6 protein-coding genes are annotated in these 4,667 nt (G+C 42.9%); 1 reads left to right on the top strand and 5 read right to left on the bottom strand.

Going from position 1 to position 4,667, the window contains the following annotated elements:
- Window positions 1–199, top strand: a 199-nt coding sequence (locus tag BLS65_RS18190; protein ID WP_170830017.1) for a hypothetical protein, incomplete at its 5' end; no start/stop codon positions are given.
- Between the two features lie 37 nt (window positions 200–236).
- Here the strand turns inward: BLS65_RS18190 and BLS65_RS06440 are convergent.
- From BLS65_RS06440 to BLS65_RS06420, 5 genes are all read right to left on the bottom strand, one after another.
- Entirely contained in the window at window positions 237–566 is a 330-nt protein-coding gene (locus tag BLS65_RS06440; RefSeq protein WP_092437118.1) for a hypothetical protein, read from the bottom strand.
- Between the two features lie 333 nt (window positions 567–899).
- Window positions 900–1,397, bottom strand: a complete 498-nt coding sequence (locus tag BLS65_RS06435; protein WP_092437116.1) for a hypothetical protein — start codon at window positions 1,395–1,397, stop codon at window positions 900–902.
- A gap of 188 nt (window positions 1,398–1,585) precedes the next feature.
- The gene (locus BLS65_RS06430) at window positions 1,586–2,023 is read right to left on the bottom strand and encodes a hypothetical protein (RefSeq protein WP_125869791.1); all 438 of its coding nucleotides are present in this window, start codon (window positions 2,021–2,023) and stop codon (window positions 1,586–1,588) included.
- 151 nt (window positions 2,024–2,174) lie between these two features.
- Window positions 2,175–2,615: a hypothetical protein gene (locus BLS65_RS06425; RefSeq protein WP_092437111.1), complete on the bottom strand. Its 441-nt coding sequence runs from the start codon at window positions 2,613–2,615 to the stop codon at window positions 2,175–2,177.
- 253 nt (window positions 2,616–2,868) lie between these two features.
- A complete protein-coding gene (locus BLS65_RS06420) occupies window positions 2,869–4,512 on the bottom strand; it encodes a dipeptidase (RefSeq protein ID WP_092437109.1) in 1,644 nt (547 codons plus the stop codon).
- Window positions 4,513–4,667 lie beyond the last annotated feature (155 nt).

Here is a 4,667-nt window from a genome sequence, read left to right as displayed (position 1 = left end):
GCTGATCGCCCAGCTGCTCATGACCGTGATCCAAAAGATGGCCAACACCCAGAAAGCATTTTCGGTGGTGGCAACGCTAGTCCGGATACACCTGATCAGCCTACTCGATGTTTTTGAGCTGCTCCGCAGCACCAAGCGGGACTACTTAAATAAGCGAGGTTCGCCAGATTTATACGGTCAAATTAAACTTATTTTCTGAGGGGTGCTTTTCTAATAATCAAAATCGTTGCCTGTGTTTATTGGGATGCAGAGGCAATAAATGAATATTTAGAGTTTAGTCGGACAGTAGTGATAAAAATTGAAACTAACTCAACCAGAATTAAATGCCACAACCTCCCCGATGCATCAAAGCGTTGGCTTTTCCTATCGGTTAAGTAAACCTTCTCAGTTTTGGTATTATACCACACATAGTAGTGCTTATCAACCTCAACCTCCTCCTCATATGCCCCATATATAATTATTTTTTTTTTATTTATTACACAAAATGATTGTATATGAGAACTACCACCACCCTCTGACTCCATGTATTCAATCTTTACCACTTTTTTAGCAAAATATTCTTTCATAACTAAATCATTAACAGCACTGCTAAGTGGAAATAAAGCAGTTGTAATAGTAAACCAAGAGGAAATTAGAAATAGGACACAAAACACAAACAAAATCACTCTTAAAGTTCTCATAATTTATCTTATTTAGGTAAATCAAACTCCCATTGTATCTGATCCAGCAGCTGTGTTTCATACTTAAAGTTAACCACATCCCAATACTTAGGAATGGATACTTTGCAGCTAACCCCGGCAATACAGGGATTGTTTTATACTTTACAATACATCACTTAACCCTACGGTCGATAAATCCGATGGTAAAAAACAGGAGTAGCGAAATGCCTATTCCGAAAACTATTTCGTTTCATTTGCTTTTAGTTTTTTCTTTAACCTCTTGTAAACAATTAGGAGCAATAAGTAAGTAGGAATCATTGTAAATACAAACCGTGGAAATACGTCAAAATAATAATGTATTGGTCGATACACTATTTCTTCTTTATTTCTCGCAAGCAAAAAATATGGCTCACTGGTGTTATACCAAACATAAATTGTATCCCCGAGTCGAGGATTTTGTTGCCGAGTATTAGTCGCAATATCCACTTTCCAAGCAGAAACCCGTTGTCCATCAATTTCTCCATCAAAATAAGTAAAAGGAGATTTTCCAGCTCCAGCACTCTTATAAGAAATGCTATCGACAACAAACCACTTCGCATGAAAGCCATTACCCATATTGCTATACTTTATCACCTTATATACATTTGACATTTGGGCAAGAAGCATTATGCAGGCGAAAAACATTGGGACAAATAAAACTATCAATCCAATTTTCAACACTAAACAGATTTTTTTCATACTTCAAAAATTATTAATTACATACAGTACCTACACACCCTAATTCGCGGCTATCAAACAATTAAACTTCACTGCATAATCCAGCAGCTGCGTTTCATACTTAAAGTTAACCACATCCCAGTATTTTGGAATGGATACTTTGCAGCTAACCCCGGCAATACAGGGATTGTTTTATACTTTACAATACATCACTTAACCCTACGGTCGATAAATCCGATGGTAAAAAACAGCAGTATCGCAATGCCAATAGCAGCAAATACCAATATTAAAGCGTGAACTAATTGCCCATAAGCATCATAATACCGGCTGTTTTTGTCGGTTAAGTAAACCTTATCCGTTTTTGTATTATACCACACATAGTAGTATTTATCGATCTCTACCTCATTACTATTGTGAACTTGAACAACTAATTTTTTATTGTTAATCATACAATAAATTTTGTCGCCTTGAGAACGACCTGCTCCGCGTCCCTTTGCGTCAATCTGCACCACCATTTTAACAAAATAATCTCTGTAAACAACATCGCGAATACAGTATGAAAGATAAAATGTAAACATGATAGTAAACATTAAAGAAAAAAACAGAGAGATACCGCACGTAACTGCAATTGCTTTAAGAAATTTCATACATTAATTCTATTTAGGTATAGGTATTTCCCATTGCATCTGATCCAGCAGCTGCGTTTCATACTTAAAGTTAACCACATCCCAGTATTTTGGAATGGATACTTTGCAGCTAACCCCGGCCATAAGAGATTGCTTTATACTTTACAATACATCACTTAACCCTCCGGTCGATAAATCGAATGGTAAAAAACAGCAGTATCGCAATGCCAATAGCAGCAAATACCAATATTAAAGCGTGAACTAACTCCCCATAAGCATCATAATACAGGCTGTTTTTATCGGTTAAGTAAACCTTATCCGTTTTGGTATTATACCACACATAGTAGAACTTATCAATCTCAACCTTATCCTCATCAGCATCATGAACACCCAACTTCTTACCGTTTATAATACAATACGATAAGACCATTTGCGAACGCCCTGCCCCACTTTCTTGTGTTTCAATCTGAACAACCATTTTAACAAAATGATCCCTAGTAAATACATCGTGAATCGCGCTGCTAAGAGGAAATAGCACAGTTGTTATAGTAAACCAAGCAGAAAAAAACAATAGGACAAAGCATACAATTACAGTTATTTTTAAAACCTTCATGGGTCAAATCTTTATTTAGAGAGGTATTTCCCATTTCATCTGATCCAGCAGCTGCGTTTCATACTTAAAGTTTATCGTCCACATTTTCTGTAGCAACCTGCTCCGGTAGCGAAAGGTCAAAATTAGTATCCATAACGATCTTATCCTAAGTTTTTTTCTTAATCTCTACACAATACACCCGAGGGTGCCTTCAATTTGGGGCACCCTCGCTGCATTTTAGGTTATAATGTTTTGTCTTTGTCTGTGGCCAAGCTTACTCCTGATTGTTGGTATACTTTACAATAATGTCGTTGCGGAGTCCAATAAACATTTTGGTTACGTCGTTCATAAGGCCATTGGAGTAGCTGGTAAGGTGCTCGCGCGCGGCCTTGGGGTTTTTCTTGTAAAGGGTCATGGCCTCTTGCTCCACTTGGTTTTGGCGGGCAAAAATGTTGGCCTCGAATGGATCGCGCACGGCACGCACATCGTTGGCTATATCCTGAAAGCTTAGGTTGGCGAGGTTGTCCACAAAATCGATGGCCCATCGTGCCGAACGCTCGTCGTACTTGTTGGGATCGTAAATGTTGTAGGTTTCGGCCACCGAAAGGTTTCCTGCATAAATAGGCACGTAGGGGCTAAAGTATGGGTTGTCGAGGTAAACCCAGTAAACGCCACCCACCTCGTTTGGGAGCCAGCCGCGCAGCTGCATAATCATGCCGTAGTGTCCACGGTGGCGGGCCACAGGGCGGCGGTAGGTTTGCTTTATTAGCTTGCGCATTTCGCTGCCGGGGAAGGGCGTGGCCAAAGGGCTCTTTATGTAGCTGCCTTTTCCATCGGGCACCAGCCATTCGGGGTAGGAGGTCATGTCGTAAATGGTGCCCTCGAAGGTGGAGCGCTGGAATGCCATCACATCCTGCACGGAGATCTTCTTTTCGGGGGTAGCCGAGAAGGGGTAGAGCGAAAGCGGCTCCACCACTTGGAAGTAGGGCTGCATTCCCTTGTATGGATTTTTTGGATCGAGCATGCGGTCGGGCCACTGCTTTAAGTTTGGGGTAAAGGTGGTGTAGAACAACCAAAAGCGGCTGGTGGCAAACTCTTCGGGTAGCGGTGCGTAGGCATCTTGCCACACAAAGGGCTTTCCCGATGCAGGATTATACCATCCGCGGTCTATGGCCTCCTGCTTATAGTTGTCCGAAACCATGAAGTTGTCCTTGTCGGCAGGGTTAATCTCCTTAATCACGCTCCAGTTGGGAATCATAATGGCTTGGTCGTCGCCAAGGCGCTGAGCCGCCCAAATGGCACCGGGCTTTTTGCTCTCGGGAGTCCATCCGGCACCCACGCCAAACACTTCGAATACCCATGCCTCTTCGGTGTCGGCAATCACAAGCGATTCGGAACCATCTCCGCTCGAGGGCACAAAGCCATACTTGGTCATGAGTTCGCCAATAAAGCGAGTGGCCTCGCTGGCCTTCTTGTAGCGCTGTAGGGCGTATATCATGGCCTGCTCAATGGTCATAATTCCCTTACCGGTCTCGAAGGTGCACTTTAGCTCGTCGCGCTGGCTGGTGGTGCTTTCGGCAATTCCCAGCTGAACCTCGTTCATGTGCGAGTAGGCCGATTGAAAGTAGCCATAAGTTTTCTCTACCTGCGGAATGTAGCCAAGAATTTTGCCGTCGTCGTTTAGCGGACGGTCGGCATCCTGAATACCGCCAAACACGGGAGCCATTTCGCCCGGTTTAAATATACGTCCGGGCACAAAGAAAATCCGCGAATCGGGACCGGTGTCGGTATGCGATATCAGCACACAACCATCGGCGGTGGCTTTCTTTCCAGCAGCAATTACGGTGCAGGCCAGCGCATCGGTAGCCACCATCGACGATAGCGCAACCAGGGCAAGTGAGTATCTGATTAGTTTCATTGGTATGTTGGGTTTAGTTTAAAGGAAAATTTAAAGTTACACAGAGGCACGGAGAACACAGAGATAGCATAATGTTTTTTCTTTTTAGGCCTGAAGGGCTGTAATTTAATAGCCGGGGGCGAACCGCGAAGCGGGAAAGCCCTCGGTTAAAGAAT

The organism is Williamwhitmania taraxaci (assembly GCF_900096565.1).
Classification (GTDB): domain Bacteria; phylum Bacteroidota; class Bacteroidia; order Bacteroidales; family Williamwhitmaniaceae; genus Williamwhitmania; species Williamwhitmania taraxaci.
The sequence above is the reverse complement of the archived record's forward strand: the minus strand, read 5'-3'. Positions and strand labels throughout refer to the sequence as shown.

Bases quoted from the DNA above. Each gene is read 5' to 3' on its own strand.
- BLS65_RS06425 (WP_092437111.1), bottom strand. From the start codon at position 2,615: ATGAAGGTTTTAAAAATAACTGTAATTGTATGCTTTGTCCTATTGTTT.
- BLS65_RS06440 (WP_092437118.1), bottom strand. From the start codon at position 566: ATGAAAGAATATTTTGCTAAAAAAGTGGTAAAGATTGAATACATGGAG.
- BLS65_RS06430 (WP_125869791.1), bottom strand. From the start codon at position 2,023: ATGAAATTTCTTAAAGCAATTGCAGTTACGTGCGGTATCTCTCTGTTT.
- BLS65_RS06420 (WP_092437109.1), bottom strand. From the start codon at position 4,512: ATGAAACTAATCAGATACTCACTTGCCCTGGTTGCGCTATCGTCGATG.
- BLS65_RS06435 (WP_092437116.1), bottom strand. From the start codon at position 1,397: ATGAAAAAAATCTGTTTAGTGTTGAAAATTGGATTGATAGTTTTATTT.